At 42.6% G+C, this 19590-nt stretch carries 14 protein-coding genes and 4 other annotated features; of the genes, 10 read left to right on the top strand and 4 right to left on the bottom strand.

The features are described from left to right. On the bottom strand, nt 1-108 hold the full coding sequence (locus FTV88_RS16095) for a symporter small accessory protein (protein WP_368277410.1): 108 nt from the start codon (nt 106-108) through the stop codon (nt 1-3). A gap of 99 nt (nt 109-207) precedes the next feature. Further along, nucleotides 208-518 (bottom strand) — a binding site (T-box leader). A gap of 141 nt (nt 519-659) precedes the next feature. On the opposite strand from FTV88_RS16095, the gene FTV88_RS00065 reads away from it, so the two are divergent. Then, the gene (locus FTV88_RS00065) at nt 660-887 is read left to right on the top strand and encodes a hypothetical protein (protein WP_162007813.1); all 228 of its coding nucleotides are present in this window, start codon (nt 660-662) and stop codon (nt 885-887) included. Between the two features lie 186 nt (nt 888-1073). Then, nucleotides 1074-2069, top strand: coding sequence for an arsenic resistance protein (locus FTV88_RS00060; RefSeq protein WP_153723808.1), 996 nt, complete (start codon nt 1074-1076; stop codon nt 2067-2069). 26 nt (nt 2070-2095) lie between these two features. On the opposite strand, the gene FTV88_RS00055 is transcribed toward FTV88_RS00060, so the two are convergent. Continuing rightward, the gene (locus tag FTV88_RS00055; RefSeq protein ID WP_162007812.1) at nt 2096-3457 is read right to left on the bottom strand and encodes a two-component system sensor histidine kinase NtrB; all 1362 of its coding nucleotides are present in this window, start codon (nt 3455-3457) and stop codon (nt 2096-2098) included. 245 nt (nt 3458-3702) lie between these two features. On the opposite strand from FTV88_RS00055, the gene FTV88_RS00050 reads away from it, so the two are divergent. After that, a complete protein-coding gene (locus FTV88_RS00050) occupies nt 3703-4812 on the top strand; it encodes a sigma 54-interacting transcriptional regulator (RefSeq protein WP_153723806.1) in 1110 nt (369 codons plus the stop codon). Between the two features lie 38 nt (nt 4813-4850). On the opposite strand, the gene FTV88_RS00045 is transcribed toward FTV88_RS00050, so the two are convergent. Beyond that, nucleotides 4851-6089 carry an MFS transporter gene (locus tag FTV88_RS00045; RefSeq protein ID WP_153723805.1) on the bottom strand — a complete coding sequence of 413 codons (1239 nt, stop codon included), beginning with the start codon at nt 6087-6089 and terminating at the stop codon, nt 4851-4853. Nucleotides 6090-6269: 180 nt separating this feature from the next. Between FTV88_RS00045 and FTV88_RS00040 the strand changes: the two genes are divergently transcribed. The 6 genes from FTV88_RS00040 to FTV88_RS00015 all read left to right on the top strand — a co-directional run bounded on the left by FTV88_RS00040 (nt 6270) and on the right by FTV88_RS00015 (nt 14359). Then, nucleotides 6270-8927 carry an S-layer homology domain-containing protein gene (locus FTV88_RS00040; RefSeq protein WP_153723804.1) on the top strand — a complete coding sequence of 886 codons (2658 nt, stop codon included), beginning with the start codon at nt 6270-6272 and terminating at the stop codon, nt 8925-8927. A gap of 241 nt (nt 8928-9168) precedes the next feature. Next, the gene (locus FTV88_RS00035) at nt 9169-9474 is read left to right on the top strand and encodes a zinc-ribbon domain containing protein (protein WP_153723803.1); all 306 of its coding nucleotides are present in this window, start codon (nt 9169-9171) and stop codon (nt 9472-9474) included. A gap of 279 nt (nt 9475-9753) precedes the next feature. Beyond that, nucleotides 9754-10497: an Ig-like domain-containing protein gene (locus tag FTV88_RS00030; RefSeq protein WP_153723802.1), complete on the top strand. Its 744-nt coding sequence runs from the start codon at nt 9754-9756 to the stop codon at nt 10495-10497. A gap of 3 nt (nt 10498-10500) precedes the next feature. Continuing rightward, a complete protein-coding gene (locus tag FTV88_RS00025) occupies nt 10501-11964 on the top strand; it encodes a 4Fe-4S binding protein (protein ID WP_368277408.1) in 1464 nt (487 codons plus the stop codon). Nucleotides 11965-12179: 215 nt separating this feature from the next. Further along, on the top strand, nt 12180-12905 hold the full coding sequence (locus FTV88_RS00020; protein WP_243137206.1) for a response regulator: 726 nt from the start codon (nt 12180-12182) through the stop codon (nt 12903-12905). Beyond that, nucleotides 12902-14359: a sensor histidine kinase gene (locus tag FTV88_RS00015; RefSeq protein WP_153723801.1), complete on the top strand. Its 1458-nt coding sequence runs from the start codon at nt 12902-12904 to the stop codon at nt 14357-14359. Before FTV88_RS00020 ends, FTV88_RS00015 begins: the two co-directional genes overlap by 4 nt. A gap of 163 nt (nt 14360-14522) precedes the next feature. Here FTV88_RS00015 and FTV88_RS00010 read toward each other — a convergent pair whose 3' ends face one another. Next, nucleotides 14523-14816, bottom strand: coding sequence for a hypothetical protein (locus tag FTV88_RS00010; protein WP_153723800.1), 294 nt, complete (start codon nt 14814-14816; stop codon nt 14523-14525). 230 nt (nt 14817-15046) lie between these two features. Continuing rightward, nucleotides 15047-15920, bottom strand: a sequence feature (23S ribosomal RNA rRNA prediction is too short). 26 nt (nt 15921-15946) lie between these two features. Continuing rightward, nucleotides 15947-16164, bottom strand: a sequence feature (23S ribosomal RNA rRNA prediction is too short). 1108 nt (nt 16165-17272) lie between these two features. Between FTV88_RS00010 and FTV88_RS00005 the strand changes: the two genes are divergently transcribed. After that, a complete protein-coding gene (locus tag FTV88_RS00005) occupies nt 17273-18985 on the top strand; it encodes a GAF domain-containing hybrid sensor histidine kinase/response regulator (protein WP_153723799.1) in 1713 nt (570 codons plus the stop codon). Nucleotides 18986-19189: 204 nt separating this feature from the next. Beyond that, nucleotides 19190-19590, bottom strand: a sequence feature (23S ribosomal RNA rRNA prediction is too short).

The following is a 19590-nucleotide window of genomic DNA, read 5'->3' as shown; positions in this document are numbered from 1 at the left end:
TTAATCTTCCCGTTGCCAGCCCCAGGCTGCAAAGACGATGCAAAGTATGGTTGAAATTAGGCTTAGCAGATAAGCCGCTGCAATCCAGGGGTCATGCAATCCCAGCATTTGCTTCCTCTCCTCTACTGTTTATGCAGGATGGTTTTGAGTTCTTTCTGCTTTAGATCCTCATTATAAACAACAAAAAACCCGTCCTTTGCCACTACGGCAAGGGACGGGATCCTTTTTACCCGCGGTACCACCCTTGTTGACTCCTGTCGTCTTTGTTCAAAACGCCACAAGTCCACCTCGTAGAGTACGGGCAAGCTTTTTTTGCATTACCGATACTCCCTTCTTAATAACGGTAGAAGTTCCGACCGCACCTACCAATTGCTTTGCCAACGATTATAGTAACAAAACAACCTTCAGCTGGCAACTCCAAGGCGAACTTCTCCTTACCGCTTCAGACCGGGCTTTCACCTGCGCCCGGCTCTCTGGGCTGCTTCGACAAGGGTACTTTACCTTTTCATCGTTTTTGACGTCACAAATATTCGATTGGTTGATATTTTATCATTCTATGGGCTATGCTGACAATAGGTTTTTGCGTAATTTTATAGAGTCTTTATTTCGACGATATTTTGCTTTGCCTTTGGTTCATACTATTAGTGATTTCGCTGCAAATGAAAACGAAAGGACGTATGGCTGTGCATGATCTTGTCTTTCCTACGGGAAATCACCCTCAGCGCTTTGATCGTTCCGCGGAAGATAGAGGGCGTAAAGAACCTACCCAGTTGGACCATGATGAAAACACTGTTGTAAGTGGCGGTGGTGAAATGGAGTCCTGGGGTGATTTTGCTTTGCAAACAGAATTAGAAAAGGATAAGGAAGAAGATGATTTTCAAATTTAATGCTATGAATCTTGCTACAACTCACCTTTGTAACTGAAAGCCTCACTGCGGCTTTCTTTTTTTATAATTTTTTCTTAATAATAGTTGTACCTTTTTTTGTCTATAGTAATGTAAAAAGCAACTTCCTTTCCTATAATAAGGTTGAAGCCCCAGATCTTTAATTCATTACAGCAGGGAGGTTTTGGTATGACTCAAAAAATTTTTTATTGGCCTTCTAAAAGTCCTGCCCTAAGTATTCCTTTGGCGCTTTTTCTAGGCTTTTTTATAGGGCTTTATGTAGACACAGCCTTTTTGAGTACTTGGATTCTGATTTTTACGATTTTGATGATTTATCCTACCATGATTGGCGTGAAGCTCCAAGAAGCAGTAAATCTAAAGCACGGAAAAGTGGTTGGCCTTTCTTTGTTAATCAATTTCTTTATGATTCCTTTTCTGGCCTGGGGCCTTGGTGTCACCTTCTTATCTCATGACCCTATGATGATTGCTGGATTGGCCATTGCTGGTTTGTTGCCGACAAGCGGGATGACGATTTCCTGGACTATGTTACACAAAGGCAATGTGCCTGCTGCTGTAAAAATGACAACTTTAAGCCTGGTCATTGGATCCTTGATTGCTCCTTTTTATCTACTTTTTATGATTGGACAATATGTAGCGATTGATCTGGCTAAGACGATTCTTACCATTGTGACGATTGTCTTTCTTCCTCTTGTTGCAGGACACTTTACGTTTCAATATCTTTTGAAAAAGCATGGACCCGAACAATTTCAGAAAAAAATAAAGCCAACTTTGCCGGCTTTTAGTTTTTGGGCTATGCTTGTTGTTGTTTTTTCTTCCATTTCTATGAAAGCCCAAGATCTCTTGCAAAGTCCTGCTGTCATCGTAACAATTTTACTCACGCTGGCTCTTTTTTATCTATTGAACTTTACATTAAGCACCCTTATCGCACGATTTACGCTAAATCGCGCTGATGGGATTGCACTCGTTTATGGCACTGTTATGCGCAATTTATCGATTGCTCTTGGGTTGGCCATTACAGCCTTTGGACCCCAGGCCGCTCTGGTTGTTACGCTTGCCTTTATCTTGCAAGTACAAGCAGCAGCCTGGTATGGAAAAGTGGCTGACAGATTTGGCTTTTTCGAAAAAACAACAGCGCAGTCATCGGCTGAAAGTTCGAGCAAGTAAGGGGAGGACAGTAGTAGAGTGACTGTTCAAGCGCTTGTAGCCATCATGACGCTTGCCTTTTCATCGGGCAAGTTAATTCTCACCAGTGTACCTTGTCCTTCTTCAGAAAAAATTTCAATATATCCTTGGTGTTCTTCTATGATCTGGTAAGCCAAAGGAAGTCCTAACCCCGTGGCCATCTCTTTTGTTGTGAAGAAAGGTCTTCGAATTTGCTCTAGTTGCTGTGGAGATATGCCTTTTCCATTGTCTCGAATATCAATTTGTATTCTTTGTTGATCTTCTTGCTTTACCGCTATCCAGATCTGACCACCTTTTTCTGGAAGGGCTTGTACAGCGTTTTGCAGAAGCTGTAAGATGACTTGACGCAAGCGTTTGAGATCACCATAGACGTTAAGATGCATCGGTACCTCGAAGTGGAGCTGTCCATTACATTGTTTGATTTGCTTCTCAAAAAGAATGGAAATGGATTGTAAAAGACCTCTCATATTCACAGACTGATAATTGTAATAACTATGTGTTCGGGCCAGTCGAACTAGATCATCAATGACAGAGATGGCGCGATCTGTTTCTTTTATAACCCACTGTAGAGCTATTTTTTGTTCTGTCGTCATATTTTTGTCCCGTTGTAATAGTTGGGCAAATCCTCGCACTGTCGTTAAGGGATTGCCAACTTCATGACCAATCGTTGCAGCAACGTTGGCCACAAATTCAGGGTTGTTCAAAGCCTTTAGTTGCTCTGCCAAAGGTGTATGTTCTGTAATATCAAGAAAAATGGCTACAAGAGCATCAAACTCTCCTTCTTCATCAAACATAGGCTCTGTTATTACATAAATATTGCGAATATCTTCTTGGGAAATATTTGTCCATATCTTTGAAATCTCACTGACTGCTTTTTGTTGCTGAAAACTTTTCCATACGACACTTTTTTCTGGACAGACTCCTAGAACATTGACAAATTCGAGGTAATGGACACCTTGCTTACAAGGATGACCAAAAATCTTACTTTGATTGCTTTGCAAGATTCGTCCATCTCGATCCAGCACTAGGACTGTTGACGGAATGGATTGTAAGGTTCGTGTAAAGAACTCACTTTGTTCTTTAGCCATTATAGATAATGGTTGGGAAGCGTACTTGACGCTTCTTCTTTTTTTCAAGTTTTTTATATGGTCAGGCAAGACAGGATAGTAGTGGAACAAACCAAGTAGCATGAGAATCATAGCTATATAAATGATTCCTTGTGTTGAAAATAAAAGGAAAAGTATGTTATCACGATTGGTTACATCGTAATTTTTCAACAATATATAACTATAAACACCATCAATAATTAGAAGCGGCATAAAGAAAATCCCTGATAATAAAAGTATAAAGACAAGGTTTTTCCCCTTCATGGTACTGCTCATCCTCCACCATCTAGACAGCTCTGTTGCTGTTGCTGTCGATTTCTAAGAGACATTGTAACTCTTTCTGCTTGCGAATCTTGTCGAATTAGGAATTCTCCAACTAAAAAAACAAAAAAATCCTACAAAGCTATTGGCACATTTTTTTGGCTTTCCTATCCCCTTCCTCTTGACAATCTTCTGTGCAAGTGAGAACTTATAACCAGTACAAAGATTTACAAGGGAGGTATAGGTTGTTGCAGTCGCACTTTCCTTCTCTTACAACAAAAAACCAAGCTATGTTGGAGCTATTGCGTTTGGCCAATCAACTGGCATCGAAGGATCTTACTATACTCATTTACGGGGAAGCAGGTAGCGGTAAGGAAGTGCTTGCTCATTATATTCATCAGAATAGCCATCGTAAAAACAAGCCTTTTATCACGATCAATTGTAGTACCTTTACCGGCTCTTTGTTAGCCAAAAGCCTTCCTGACAATAAAAGTCCCTGTCATCATATAAAGGAGAATGTAGTATCCCATCGCTTTGAATTCCATTCTCTCAATCCGACTATTTTTGACTTGGCTGATCAAGGAACCATATTGCTTCAAGAAGTCGCTGAAGCTTCTCCTGAGACCCAAGCTCTGCTATTGCGTATCTTGGAAAAGAAAGAGTTTTCTTTTGCCAATGGCATGTCTTCTTGGCAAAGTAATACTCGAATTTTAGCGTCTACAAAGGTAAACTTAGAAGGACAGGTACAAGAAGGCCTCTTTCGACAAGATCTTTTTTATCGTCTTGACATGGTACGTCTAACAATGCCTCCCTTGCGAAAACGGCTAGAGGATATTCCTCTGTTAATAAAAAACTTTACACAAGAAGAGGAGAGCAATCGTCTGTTCTTTTCAGCCGAAGCGATGGCTGTTTTGCAAACATATTCTTGGCCCGGTAACATAGCTCAATTAAAGCAACTTCTCTCTTGGCTTAGCGGAGCTTGTCGCAACTCCATCGTGAATCTAGAGCATTTACCAGAAACAATAGGTAGCGCTTTGACCAACAAAGAAAGTGGCAAAAGGATGGAGCGTGACTCCTTTGTTTCTACAGCAGGAGCGCTTAGCCAGCCTTACTGGATGGAAAGTGTTGCTGCGTCGGTAAATGCATCTCTGAACCAATCCCTTGCTACCTATCCTGCTGGTGAGCCCATAGCTTTGCAAGCTTTGCTAGAAAACCTCCACACCTCTTTCGATCGTTTCTCGAAACATTTAATTGATAAGACGTTGGAGAAAACGAAAGGCGATCACCAACTCGCAGCGCGACTTCTTGGTCTAACACCACGACAATTGCGTTATCTCTATCGTGAAAAAACCCTTTAGTGCAATTGTTGTTCTTACACGAAGTAAGCCCCGTTGAACTATCTATCAACAGGGCTTACTTCTTTTTCTTTTTTTATAAAGTAGACCAACCCCGCCAAGATTACTGGAAGGGATGAAAGAGCATACATCCAGCGATATCCAATAAAAAGGGCAACAAAACCCCAGCCAATGGCGCCTAAACCTAAACCAAGATCAAAAAAGGTAAAAAAAGTGCCGTTAGCAGCGCCCCTTCTGTGATAAGGCACACCTTGAACAGACAGTGTTTGTAAAGCTGGCATGGTAAAAGCCATGCCAACACCATAGATGGAGCCTGACAGCATGAAAGTCGTAATGCTATTTGCTTGGGCTAGCAAAATCAAGCTGACAAGTAGTGCAACCAGTCCTGCTCCGACAATCCCATGGATTCGACCCTGATCGATTTGACGACCTGCAAAAGGTCGCCCTGCAATCAGAGTCAATGCATAGAAGCTGAAAAAAAGTCCCACTTGTCCAATTGCCAGTTCGTCTGCATAGAGTGCAATAAAGGAAATAATCGCTCCAAAAGTTGTAGTGATAAAAAACATAACAATAGAAGGCTTGTAGGCTTGCGGTTCAAATAAATTTTGAAGCTTTTTCTTAATTTCTTTTCTTTCAACTTTTTTCTTTTGCCCAATCTCTTTCTCTTGGGTTGGTGCTTTCTGCTTCAATAAAAGTTCATTGCTTGTTGGCTCCTTGTATTCAATAAGTAAAGCAATAAAAGCACCAACGATTCCCAAAGCCATAGCAAGTATAAATAAAGTGAAAAAGTCGTATTGCTCTATGATAAAAAGTCCTAGTGCAGGGAAGGTCGCCATAGACAAAGCCGATGTCAGCCCAAAGTAACCCATGCCTTCTCCCAAACGAACTGATGGTAGTAAGTCTGTCGCGACGGTCCCAGTTGCTGTCGTTGTAGCACCCCAAACAACACCATGGAGCAATCGGATCAACAGAAGCATAAGGACCGAGTAGGCTAGGATGTAACTATAGGATAAGAAGGCATAGAGAACTAAGCCTATCACCAAAAGGCTTCTGCGACCCCACTTATCTATGATAAAGCCGGAAAAAGGGCGTGAAAGCATGGCTGTAACGGTAAAAAGGCCAATAATCAGCCCTACTTGACTTGCATCGCCACCCAATTCTTTTACATATACCGGTAAAGTTGGTAGTATAACCTGTAAGGCGCCGAAGATAAGAAAATTGACGAGACAGATATAAATAAAGCTTTTCGTCCAGATAGATGTTTTGTTTTCTGTAGGCAATCTTACTCAAAATCCTTTTTGCAGTTGATTCTCTCTTTTACTTATGACTTTCTGAATGCTTTTATCGTACCTTGTTCTTTTTTCCCTGTTCCTCAGAGATCATACAAGGATTTTCTCGAACTTTCGTTGAATAGAAAATGCTAGTAATGAATCCAAATCTAAGAGTAAGGAGGCTCCTTTGTGCGTAAAAGGATTATAAGTACTGTTCTGGCACTTTCTCTCATCGCAACACCCTTAAGCGCTCTGGCTGCACCGATTCAATTCCAAGATGTTACTACCAACTCCATGGAATATAGGCACATCTCGAAACTTTCATCTTTGGGTGTAATCAAAGGGCGAGGCGATGGCACTTTTGGTTCTCGTGATCCCGTAAAACATCTCGAAGCACTCGTTATGGTGATGCGCTTTTTTGACTTGGAATCAACAGCCGCAGGAGCAAGTCATCGTTTGACACCGACGATGGAAGCTTCTTTTGGCGGCAATGTCCCTGACTGGGGCAAAGGGTTTCTCGTTACGGCTGCTGACTACAATTTCTTAGCGGCCCAAGAGCGCTTTAACTGGGAACAAGGCGCCTCTAGAGCCTGGGTGGCCAAACTGCTTGTCCGCATGCTCGGGCAAGATTATGAAGCCCAGTTGATGTCCAATCGCAGCCTTTCTTTTACCGATGCCAATCAAGTGAGAGCAGCCGATCGCGGCTATATTGCTTTGGCCACTGATCTGGGTCTGATTCGAGGCTATACAGATGGTTCTTTCCAGCCGAACCGCATTGTTTCTCGTGCTGAGATGGCGATTTTCCTTGATCGAGCTGAGAAGAAAATGGCTTCACTACCACCAGGTATCTCAGTCGCGACAGTGATTCAAGCGCAAAATAATAGCCTTTCTGTACTGAATGAGCAAGGAGGACTCACTGCGCTGGCTCTTGATAACCGAGCCCGTATCTTTGTAGGCGATCGTCAGGTTAGTGCGACAGACTTAAAAGCACAAGATCAGATTCGCTACATACAGTCTGATAATAAAGTGGTCTATATTGAAGTGACGCAAGAAGGCAACACCTCGACAATACCCCATCGAGGAGAAATCGTGCATCATAACACAGAGAACGGTTTGCTCTCGATTCGTTTTGAAGATGGCAAAGGCATGCAAACCTACCCCCTCGCCTCAAACGTCTCTATTATCAATTTACAGGGACAAGATTTAGCAGTCAGTCAACTCGCCATCGGCAGTAAAGTACAGATTGGCTTGAATCCTGACAATAGAATTGCATCTATCTTAGTAGAAGCGCAGAGTTTTCAAGGCTCTGAAGGCACCATCGTTGAACTAGATTTAACAAAGCAACTGCTTATTCTATCGGATGCAACCGGTCGTTTTCTCACTTTTACGATTGATGAGAAGACCGATCTTCACTACGCCGGTCGTCGCTTTGCCACACTGGACGATCTAAGAAAAGGCGATCTGGTGTCCGTTGATGTTGATAGCCAGCAAAGAGCAAACTCTATAACTTTGTTGCAAGTGCAAAATCAAGGGCTTATTCAAGGAACCGTAACTCTCGTCTCTAGAGACAATCGGATTGTTACTGTTCGATCAACAGATGGACAACTTCATGCTTTTGAGATGCCACGAAACGTTCCAATTCAATTTAATGACGGCACGATTGCCTCCTTCGATGATATCCATGGAAATGATACGGTGACTGTTACGATGCAAAATAGTACTGTAGAAAAAGTTGTCGTGCATAAAACTTCTGAAACAAAAGGAATCTGGGGAAAAGTTGTCTCCATTGTCTTCGCTAACAAAGATAATGGAAGTACAATTGATCGTGATATGCTAATTGTTACGGATCGAGAAGGTAACTTGCGATCGTATGATATCAAAAATAATGTAGTTCTCGATTTTGATACTGTGAATCCTCGACTTTCCGATCTGGCAATGAATATGGCTATTGAGTTTGAACTAGACAATGGTGAAGTTAGTTACATCACGATGAGTCTAGCAGAAGGTACTGTGACACGAATTGATAGCGATCGTAATATTTTGTCCGTAAAAGATGAAAAAGGTTCTGTTTCTAGCTACATTGTTAGTAAAGATGTTCAAGTTGAACTGATGCATCGCTCTCGAGCAAAACTTGATGATGTCGAAGTAGACGATTTGATTCGATACAGATTAAACGACAAGGAAGAAATCGATCGCATTTACGTCTTTTCATCTTTATTTGGCGAAGTTACTGATATCGATAGTACAAGAAACCGTATCTTTGTAAGAGATATGGATGACTATAGCCGAACCTATACGGTTTCTAATAAGCTTACATTGAAAATCGATGGTATCTCTAATCCAAGAGTTTCTCAGGTAGAACGATTCCAGTGGGTCATGGTCAACTACTGGGGTGATACACCGGGAGAGATTTTCGTTCAACCTCCTGTGGTGGGTGAAGTACTCTCTGTTGAATCAAACCGAAGTCGCCTCACTGTGCGCCATTATGACGGTACAAGCCGCACCTACAATATCGACAGTGATTTTCAAGTTGATAAAGCAGGTGTCACTTCTAATAGACTCAGCAATGTAGAGGTAGGCGATCGCGTCCGTCTCGTTCTTGATGATGAAGCACGGGTTCATCGTGCAATTGTGGCCCGCATGGTTAGCGGTCAAGTAGACGGCATTCATCGTACACTACAAGAAGTCTATCTCCAAGGCAATAATATTATCGGTTATCTCGTAGAACCAGATACTTATGTCTTGGAAAAGGGTGTTCGTCGTGCTTTTGAAGATATTAGGCATCATCAAAATGTAACCATTTACTATATACGCGGTTACAAAGCTTTGGAAGTCATTGTGCATTAATCAGTGCCTATCTTCTATAAATAGCTACAAGGTCCCTCGAATGTAAAGTCGAGGGACCTTGTCTTTTAAATTTTTTGGTTCTGATTCCAAAAAATTAAGAAAAAGTTCTTGCGTTAATGCTCACGTTCCTGTATACTATGTTTAAGTCCTGATATGGTTAAACGCTATTCTTCTCATTTGCCAATGGCTAGGGAGGTTTACGGATATCCCTATAAAGGGCAAATTATGAGGAGGTTTTTTTATGTTTCAAGACAAAGTGTTAACATGTAAAGATTGTGGAGCCGAATTCGAATTTACTGCTTCCGAGCAGGAGTTCTACGCAGAAAAAGGATTTACCAACGAGCCTGGCCGTTGCCCACAATGCCGTGCTGCTCGTAAAGCACAAAACAACAATAACAGAGGCGGCTACCGCGAAGAACGTCAAATGTACCCAGTAACTTGCTCCAGCTGTGGTGTGGAAACGACTGTTCCTTTCCAACCTCGTGGCGATAAGCCTGTTTACTGCCGTGACTGCTTCCAGCCCCAGCCTCGCAACAACCGCTGGTAATAAAAAGAACAAAAAGCTCACCTTAATCGGTGAGCTTTTTTTATTGGGAAAAACTATAGAGGCGTTAGCAAAAGCCCTTGATCGAATAGGTCGAGGGCTTTTTTTTATTTCCTCATAAGTTCAACACATTTATAGTTTACTTTTATATCTATTGAAGATCTTATGTGGTTACTATTTAAGATTTTAGGTTCACTTGCTTCATATTTTCAAAGTTTCAATACTTCAAGCTAAGACGTTTAAGAAAGCTTGGCCATGCTTGGCCTTGGGGAGGTTTGTTCTATGCAAAAATTATTGTATCCAGTCGTTCTTTCTTTTTTTCTACTTTTTGCAACAGTTGCGCCTGTCTGGGCTGTGACACCGTCTCACGATGATCATCGAAGTGGTTTTTTCCGTTCTTTCCTAAACCAACTTCGAGAGAATCACAGGTCTCATGAATCAGAGAGCTCTGAGGATACCAGCTCAACTACATCTCTTGCTTCCGCAGATCTCTCTACTGAAGAAGCGCTTTCAGACGACCATGGTGATGATGGTCATGGCGATGGTGGTCACGGCGGTGGTGGTCACGGTGATCATGAGCATGAGCCACTTCCGGAAAGCAAAAATCTCTATTCTATAGAAGATCTAGAAATGCCTATGCTTATCGTCAATGCCACAACAACCTTTTCTTTTCGTGTAACATCGGCAACAGGTGATCCTGTCACGAACAGCGAGGTTACTGTGAAATTTCATTCATTAGAAAGTGCCGGACATGGTGCCAAGCCAAAACCCCAGTCACTGTGGCAAGCAGAGGAAAAAGGCGATGGATATTACGAAGTAACGGTGCGGCCTGGGAAAGAAGGTCAGGCTGCTTTTATTGCAACGGTTCCAGGCCTCTACGGGGAAGATGTAGTAATTATACCCGTTGAGGTGGAAGCATCGCCACCGAGTAAGATTTTTTTGACCAGCTTTAGTGTTTTTATTATCGGTACATTGATAGTCTCAACGCTCATGCGAAGACAAGAACAGAAGAAAGGAGGGGCATAGTAGGTGGAAAAGAACAGCCTTGATCCATCAACGAATCAAAAAGAACCCAACGCCGCTTGTCAACAAGAGGATCTAAAAGCAAATTCAATTCATGTTGAAGATAAAACTACTTCTCCAAATGCGAAGCCTATTAATTTGTTGCAAAACAAGTGGATCCGAGCTATTTTTGACAGCTCCTTATACCCTAAAATCTTTCAATGGGCTGGCTTTGTCGTCTTTGCAATTATCATCTATGCGGCACTTTTCGGCTCAACGTTGCCTCACAATAACTTTGGTATCGCTGCAACCTGGGTTCTCTGGTGGCCGATTATTCCCCTTTTCTTCTTCTTGCTTGGTCGTTTCTGGTGCGCCATTTGCCCTTTTGCCTGGCTAAACGATATTGTGCAGAAGTATTTTGGCGCTGGTAAACCTGTACCCGTTTTTTTACGCAAGTACGGTATCTGGATTATTGATGCTTTCTTTATTTTAATTACCTGGGCTGACCATATCTGGGGCATCGTAGAGTCACCGCGTGGCTCTGGTTATTTACTCTTAATCATCGTGGCCATGGTCGTTTTTGCCGCCGCTTTCTGGCAGCGTCGAACTTTTTGTCGCTATATTTGCTTTATTGGCGGTCTCTCAGGCAACTACGCCCGCTCCGGTATTTTGGAGCTACGGGCAACACCAGAAAAATGTAAAGTTTGTACAACGCAAGCTTGCTATAAAGGTGGCGATAAAGCGCCCGGTTGTCCTGTTTTTGAGTTTCCGCGGACCATGGAAGATAATACAAAATGTAATTTGTGCGGTCACTGTATTAAGAATTGCCCCAATGACTCTCTCCGTCTGACACCGCGCGTTCCAACGAAAGAACTCTGGTATATCCGCAAGCCTCGCTTTGCTGAAGCTGCCTTAGCGATTATCATTATGGGTATTGTACTTGTACAAAACGTAACCATGCTTGATATCTGGCCATCTATGCTCGCTTTTACCCAGTCTTTGCTTCATACCGATAGCTTTAACATTGCTTTCACCGCCATTTTTGCTACCTTTATGGCACTGCCTTTTGCAGCGCTTTGGCTAACCAGTCTTATCTCTAGACAGGGCTCAGAAAGCATTGTTTATAATATGACCATTTTCGGCTATGCCATCATTCCTCTTGATCTAGCTGCTCATATGGGGCATAACCTCTTCCATCTGCTTACAGAAATTAAAGCGGTCTGGTACTCTCTCATTGCTCTCTTTACAGGAACCATGCCCGAAGGTTCTTTGGCCATTGTCAGCAGTGGCCCTACCATCTACTGGATGCAAATGGGCATGCTGGTTTTAGGCTTCATCGGATCAGCCTACAGTGCCTACCGCATTGCTGGATATCACTATCCAGGCAAATCTAGCAGATTGAAAGCACTGATCCCCCATCTAGTTTTTCTCCTCATCTTCTTGTTGATTAACGTTTATATCTTTAACTTGCCCATGGCTCATCGTGTATAACTTTTTATCTATCTATCTCTTTTCTTAACATCCCCTCGCCCTCTATACACTTCTTTGGGAGGTATAGAGGGCTTTTTATAGAAAAAAATATGAAACATAAGGGGTCTCTTGTGTTTATTCTTGTGTTCTTTTTTGTGTTCAGAGTTTCCATCTCTCACTGTGTCTGGCAAGCATAAAGTTTTTAACAGAAATAGCGGATTACATAAAAAAGGAAGGTGCTTCTTCTGATAGAATCTACAAACAAGCAAACCATTCTTGTCATTGAAGATGAAAAAACGATTGTCGATGTTCTAGAAGCCTATTTGGTGAAAGAAGGTTTTAAAGTCGTCACAGCACTGACTGGTTCAGCAGGCTGGTCAACTTTTCAAAGGCTCAAACCGGATCTAGTTCTACTTGATTTGATGCTACCTGATTATTCAGGAGAAGAACTTTGTCAAATGATTCGCAAAGAAAGTGATGTTCCTATTTTGATGCTTACAGCAAAGTCACAACAAGAAGATATAATCGAAGGCTTGAGCTTGGGTGCTGATGATTATGTCATCAAGCCTTTTAGTCCCAAAGAAGTAATTGCACGAGTTAAGGCACTCTTAAGGCGATCTATGAGCGCAACTGTACCCTTGGCTGACAAGTTGAACTTTCACGATGGTGCTTTGGTAATCGATATTTCCAAGCATGAAGTTTCTAAAAAAGGGCAGGCCGTCAATCTAACACCGGCAGAATTTAAGCTCTTGCTTACTTTGGCGCGCTATCCAGGCCGAACTTACAGCCGTTCAGAGCTTCTCGACAGAGTGCTTGGCGATACAGCCGATGTCTACGAAAGAACCATAGATGGTCACATAAAAAACTTACGCCAAAAAATTGAAGATGACTCCAAAAAGCCCTCTTGGATCCTCACCGTTTTTGGAGCAGGCTATAAGTTTTCCAGTGAGCGATTTTCATGAAACTGACCCGACGTTTTGTCTTTTCATTTCTTTCTGTGGCCGCCTTGGCCATCTTTTTGACGCTTTTGCTGAGCAATCTGACAGTCCAAAAAAGCTTTCAAGACTACGTAAGCAATCGACAAGATCAAGACATCGGCTTAATCAAAGAATCCGTCATCAGGGAATTTCGAGAACAAGGCACCTTGTCACCGCCCTCTCGAACCTGGTTGGCTCACATGGCTGTTATGGACGGCTACCATATTGTTATTACAGACAGGCAAAAACGCATATTATGGCAAAGTCCCATTCCTAAGCACGAGCATGGTGCGCCGCAAGAGCAGTGGCAAGAACAGTCTTTTCCTTTGTATTATCAGGATCAAGTAACAGCCCATCTTTACATCCATTATAGAGCGGCCAAATTTTTCTGGGCTGACCCTGATATCGCTTTTGTCAAGCACTTGAATCAAAACTTATTGATTGCCGGACTGGTCACGATCCTTCTTTCGCTCTTGGTAAGCTATTTATTGGGTCGCCATTTTGCCAGACCTTTAATCGTAATGACTGAAGTGACCCAAAAACTACAACAAGGCGATCTTTCACAACGGGTAAATCTGACTGCAGAAAATCTCGATATGTCAGATAGTAATCAGAAGATGAAAAAACCAGAAGGAAGCTTGGCAGAAGCTGAGGCGATTGATGAACTTGTGCAACTGGCCCACTCCATCAATCATTTGGCCCAATCTTTAGAAGAACAAGAAAAATTGCGCAAAACCTTAACGGCCGATGTGGCTCATGAACTACGCACACCTCTCACAACTTTACAAAGTCATATTGAAGCTTTTCTAGATGGATTATGGGAACCTGATGATAAAAAGCTACGAATCTGCCTTCATGAGTGCGAGCGATTGAAGAAGCTGACCCACGATCTGGAGGTTCTCGCTTCTTCAGAAGTAAAACTCTCCTATCAGAAAGAGCCTATCAATCTGGCTCTGCTTGCGTCGGAAACCCTAGAGTTCTACCAATCTAGAGCTTTAGAAAAAAAGATTGAGTTGCAACTGCAAATTGAAAAAGCACAAAAGAGTGATTATATACTCCTAGGGGATCGCTACCGATTGATGCAATTGATAAGCAATCTTTTGGATAATGCCGTTAAATACACAGACCCAGGTGGTTCCCTTTGCCTATCATTGCAACAGGAAAAAGTGAAAGAAGTAGCACCAAATGGCACCACAAACCTCAAAAAAGTTATTGTCTTACGCATATCCGATACAGGCCCCGGCATTGCCACGACTGATATCCCTTATATATTCGAACGCTTTTATCGCGGTGACAAATCTCGTCGTCGACTCACAGGCGGTTCTGGTATCGGTCTGGCCATTGTAAAAGCTGTGGCCCAAGGCCATGGAGGAACCGTAGAAGTGGAAAAGTCTACATCAGAAGGCACAACTATGAAAGTTACCTTTGAAGCTTGCTAACCATCGGCGTTTCATACCTTTTGAAGGAATTGTGATATCACACCTTGCTGTAGGTCTAAGCTACCGGGCTTTTCAATAGGAAAAACCCTCTTGGTGCAATCATTGCACAAGAGGGTTTTTATCACGTTCTTATAAAAATATAGTCAATCTTTGTACCTATATGCTACAGATCTTGCTGTGTATTTTGACGAGCCCAGAAGGCGTTGCAAGCTTCAATCATAGCTTGCCCTTCTGGTGTGTCCATTCTATCTCCCATCATCTTTTGGTGCATCGTCATCATCTTGTTATGCATCGGTCCCATCATATCGGACATCCACCCTGCTTTTTCACTCATCATGCCATGCATGGCACCGGCACCTCTAGGTGCTTGCTCTGTTTCTGCGCTGGCTGTTGATATCTGAAAGAAACCAGCACCAAGAGCCATACCAATCAATCCAACAGCAATCAGTTTTTTCATTTGAAAGCCCTCCTTTTTACCCCGATTACAGTGATGGTACGTAACTTGCTTCACTTGTTGTAATTGAATTATATCGAATAGATGTGTTGATCTTATGAAGGATCAGGAACCAAGAGGAGGTAATACGAAAAAAAGCCTGCTACATTCTTGAGATGTAGTAGGCTTTTAGCGTTGTACCTTGAAAGCTACACAGAGAAATATTCGCGATGTAATAAGAGTAGGTTAAGTCCTCGACCGATTCGTACTCGTCAACTACACGCCTCACGACGCTTCCATCTCGAGCCGATCAACCAGGTCATCTTCCTGGGGTCTTACCTACTTACGTAGTGGGAAGTCTCATCTTTGGGTCGGCTTCGCGCTTAGATGCTTTCAGCGCTTATCCGGTCCCGACTTGGCTACCCAGCGCTGCATTTGGCAACACAACTGGTACACCAGCGGTCGGTCCACCCCGGTCCTCTCGTACTAGGGGCAGCTCCCGTCAAACTTCCTTCGCCTGCGATGGATAGGGACCGAACTGTCTCACGACGTTCTGAACCCAGCTCACGTACCGCTTTAATGGGCGAACAGCCCAACCCTTGGGACCTACTTCAGCCCCAGGAGTGCGATGCGATGAGCCGACATCGAGGTGCCAAACCTCCCCGTCGATGTGGACTCTTGGGGGAGATTAGCCTGTTATCCCCGGGGTAGCTTTTATCCGTTGAGCGACGGCTTTCCACTCAATGCCGCCGGATCACTAAGCCCGACTTTCGTCCCTGCTCGACTTGTTAGTCTCGCAGTCAAGCTCCCTTCTGCCTTTACACTCGTCGACTGATTTCCAACCAGTCTGAGGGAACCTTTGGACGCCTCCGTTACTTTTTAGGAGGCGACCGCCCCAGTCAAACTGCCCACCTGACAGGGTCCTTACACCCGGTAAGGGTGCCAAGTTAGAACTTCAGTGCATTCAGAGTGGTATCCCAACAGCGACTCCACGAAACCTAGCGGCCTCGCTTCTACGTCTCCCACCTATCCTGTACAAAATCCACCAAAATCCAGTGTCAGGCTACAGTAAAGCTCCACGGGGTCTTTCTGTCCTATCGCAGGTAACCCGCATCTTCACGGGTATTTCAATTTCGCCGAGTCCGTTGAGACAGTGCCAGATCGTTACGCCTTTCGTGCGGGTCGGAACTTACCCGACAAGGAATTTCGCTACCTTAGGACCGTTATAGTTACGGCCGCCGTTTACTGGGGCTTCGGTTCAAAGCTCTCACCTTTCCCCTTAACCTTCCAGCACCGGGCAGGCGTCAGCTCTATACTTCACCTTTCGGTTTGGCAGAGACCTGTGTTTTTGTTACTCACCCGTTCGCCACTAAGTCTTGGAATAGCAAGCTATCCCTTAACTCCGTTCGACTTGCATGTGTTAGGCATGCCGCCAGCGTTCGTCCTGAGCCAGGATCAAACTCTCCAAAAAAGGATGTTTTGGAGTTCGCTGCGCCATAAATGGCGTCAGCAGTGAACTTCCTTTGCATTCCTTATATATGGGTGAGCCTGATAAAGCTCTTAATTGACTTCTTTTTGATAACTTTTGCATTTATAATGAAGGTTCCGAAAAACCATCACCGAATCTGCAAAAGTTCTCAGAATTGATTGGTTTGTCGTAAGCCCGAAAGCTTCGACAATTTCGCACGCTTGACTTGTTTACAACTGTTTGATTTTCAAGGACCGGTTTGTTTTGCCCTCTCGTTGGGCGGAAATACATAGTATCATGTTTGTCATCGTTTTGTCTACTGGTTCTTTTTGGCAACTTCGCCGTTAAAACAAAGCATACCAAATCGTCCATTCTAAGTGCTGTAAGTGTTGGTATACCCATGTCCATGGACGAGATTTATATATTACCAATATCTTAGTATTGTGTCAAATGTAATTATTTCTAAATTTGGCTTTTCACAATCTTGCCATCGTCCTTGTCCAGGAGAAGCATAAGTGGGCGGTTGTTACTAATTAAACATTTTTGCATAAAATAGAAGGGCTTACTAATAATTTGTTGAATAATTATATAATGTTTACCTAAATACAATTTCCTAAAATAAGATGATGATCAACATGGCATATAGGATAGGAGGCCGACAAGGCGCGGCTCATTCTTTCTTCTAATTTTTTCTTCTAATTTAACAATTAAAGATGCTCGTTATGTACGAGATTACATTTTTCCCTTTCATTAACAATGACGTCAATATGCTAAATATCGAGATCAATCAAGTCTCTTCATCGATAGTGTAGATATTGGTCTATTAATTAATCTTTATAAGTATACTCATCAAAAGGTTGAAATAAAGTCCTAACTAACGTTAAAGAAGTTCTGAAAGAAATACTCACAGTAACCAAACATACTGATGTCTATGAAATCGATAAAAGCCTTCATAAAATCACAGTCCAGTTTTAAAAGTCAGGGCTGTTTTTATTTGTCAGGAGATGTTTGAATGTTTGAAGATATTAACAATAACATAAAAATATCTTGTGAAAACGTATCATGCGATATTATATCAGAGTGGCAAAGTATTATTGATCTTGTAACAAGATTATCTGGCACACGTGTAGGGCTAATCATGCGTATCTGTTCAGGCGAAATTGAGGTCTTTGTTGCCAGCAATAGCCAAGGTAACCCTTATAAAATCAAAGATAAAGAAGCCCTTTATGATTCTGGATTATACTGTGAAAGAGTAATAAAAACACAGAGTAAGTTGCTGGTGCCCAATGCCTTGAAATCTGATGAGTGGAACAATAATCCAGACCTTAAATACGGTCTAATAGCGTACCTTGGTTTCCCCATCCGAAAGCCAAACGGTAGCGTATTTGGTACCATATGTTTGTTAGATGATAAAGAGAATTTATATTCCAATAGTATCATCGAATTGATGGAAAAAATGAGAGATATGATTGAGGGTCATCTCAAAATAACGACCCTTCTTGCGCAAAATGTTAAGCAATTCAAGACAATAAAGGAAAAGATGATTCAACTCGATCAGGCTTATAAAAAAGCAGAAGAAGCCACTCGAGCAAAGAGTGATTTTCTTGCTATAATGAGCCATGAGATTCGCACCCCCTTGAATGGAATTCTAGGCATGAATCATTTACTGTCAGAAACTTCTCTCACTGAGGAGCAACGAGAATTTACAGAAGCCATTTCAGACTCAGCTGAAGTGCTTCTCCATGTTCTCAATGATATACTAGATTTTTCGAAGCTCGAAGCTGCTAAAATGCGTCTTGAGGACACTGTTTTCAATTTACGTCAAATTGCTATAAGTGTGATTAATCTTTTTAAGAAAAAGGTAGGGAAAAATGGTCTAAATCTATCCTTAGCAATGCCAAGCGAAGTAGATGATTGGGTTATCGGAGATCGAAACAGGTTGCGTCAAATTTTAATCAATTTGGTATCGAATGCGATCAAATTTACCATTCAGGGTGAAGTATTAATTCAAATTACTATAGAGTCAAAAGATAATGACATCATGAAAGTAAAGTTCGAAGTAAAAGACACGGGTATAGGAATTAAGGAAGAAGTTATTCATAATATTTTCAACCCTTTTATTCAGGCAGATTCTTCAACAACGCGTCTCTATGGTGGTACCGGGCTTGGTTTGAGCATTTCAAAACAATTGGTTGAACTCATGGGCGGAGAAATTGGTGTTACTAGTAAGATCGGTGAGGGCTCCCTCTTCTGGTTCTCGATTCCTTATCAAACCGTAGCCGAACCTGTACATCAAAATCAAGTTGATTCGTTTGACAACGGTCCTGCAAAAACCTATCCAGTTTGGGAGCTGGAAAAGCCAGTCTTACTTGTTGAAGATAATCAAGTAAATCAAAAAGTAGCTCTGAACCTTTTAAGCAAAATGGGTTTGACTGTGGATATTGCCAATAACGGTTTAGAAGCTATTCATTCGCTACAGAAAAAGGAATATGACCTTATTCTCATGGATTGCCATATGCCAGAAATGGATGGTTTTCAGGCTACCGAAGCGATCCGAAAATGGGAATCCAAAAAGAATCAACGGACACCAATTGTTGCTATGACCGCATTGGCAATGCAAGGAGATAAAGATAGGTGCCTTCGTGCGGGAATGGATGATTATATCAGTAAGCCAATTAAACTGGAGCAACTTATCCCTGTCTTTGAGCGGTGGCTTCCCGGGTAAAAGGTCAATGTGCCGTAGATTTTTTACTTGCAAGGCTAGACACAATTGACCCCTAAGAGCAAAGAAAAAATCACAATTCTTTTGATCGGACTGCAAAAAAAAGTAAAAAAGCCTGTTACACTTGAAAGAGTGTAACAGGCTTTTTTTGTTATACTTTTGTTGTACCTTGAAAACTACACAGAGAAATATTCGCGATGTAAAGAGTAGGTTAAGTCCTCGACCGATTCGTACTCGTCAACTACACGCCTCACAGCGCTTCCATCTCGAGCCGATCAACCAGGTCATCTTCCTGGGGTCTTACCTACTTACGTAGTGGGAAGTCTCATCTTTGGGTCGGCTTCGCGCTTAGATGCTTTCAGCGCTTATCCGGTCCCGACTTGGCTACCCAGCGCTGCATTTGGCAACACAACTGGTACACCAGCGGTCGGTCCACCCCGGTCCTCTCGTACTAGGGGCAGCTCCCGTCAAACTTCCTTCGCCTGCGATGGATAGGGACCGAACTGTCTCACGACGTTCTGAACCCAGCTCACGTACCGCTTTAATGGGCGAACACGCCCAACCCTTGGGACCTACTTCACGCCCCAGGATGCGATGAGCCGACATCG

Source organism: Heliorestis convoluta, from assembly GCF_009649955.1.
Classification (GTDB): domain Bacteria; phylum Bacillota; class Desulfitobacteriia; order Heliobacteriales; family Heliobacteriaceae; genus Heliorestis; species Heliorestis convoluta.
The sequence above is the reverse complement of the archived record's forward strand: the minus strand, read 5'-3'. Positions and strand labels throughout refer to the sequence as shown.